This is a genomic window from Vibrio sp. 1641, from assembly GCF_033339995.1.
Classification (GTDB): Bacteria; Pseudomonadota; Gammaproteobacteria; order Enterobacterales; family Vibrionaceae; genus Vibrio; species Vibrio alginolyticus.
This window is the reverse complement of record NZ_JAWOVP010000313.1, coordinates 1-605: the sequence shown is the minus strand read 5'-3', so window position 1 is coordinate 605 and position 605 is coordinate 1. Positions and strand designations below refer to the sequence as shown.

1 protein-coding gene is annotated in these 605 nt (G+C 45.3%); it reads right to left on the bottom strand.

Annotated elements, in window-relative coordinates; genetic code table 11:
• On the bottom strand, positions 1 to 605 hold a 605-nt coding region (locus tag R7Z47_RS25720; RefSeq protein WP_318130877.1), incomplete at both ends, for a PLP-dependent cysteine synthase family protein.

The window sequence follows — 605 nt, the reverse complement described above, 5'->3', positions numbered from 1 at the left end:
GTTTGGTGTCGTATTTTTGGTAACGAATAAAGCGGCCAATGGTTGCTGAAGTGCCACCAGTTCCTGGGCTCATCACTACCCAACTCGGAATTGGGTGATCTTCTAACTGCATTTGGCTGAAGATCGAGTTAGCGATGTTGGTGTTGCCGCGCCACTCAGTTGCACGTTCAGCATAAGGAAACTGATCCATGTAGTGACCATTTAACTCTTGAGCCAAACGTCGAGACTCGTCATAAATCTGATCTGAGCGTTCAACAAGGTGTGCTTTGCCACCGTAAACCTCAATTTGTTCAATCTTTTTACGCGCGGTGGTTTTTGGCATAACGGCAATGAAAGGTAAGCCAAGTAAGCGAGCAAAATACGCTTCTGAAACGGCAGTGCTGCCTGAGGATGCTTCAATTACTGTGGTTTCAGGACCAATCCACCCATTACAAATCGCATAAAGAAACAACGAACGTGCCAACCGGTGTTTGAGAGAGCCTGTTGGATGCGTGCTCTCATCTTTTAGGTAGATATCGATACCATCAAGAGAAGGCAGTTCTAGTTTAAATAAATGAGTATCAGCAGAGCGTTGAAAATCCGCTTCAATTTTACGCACTGCATTG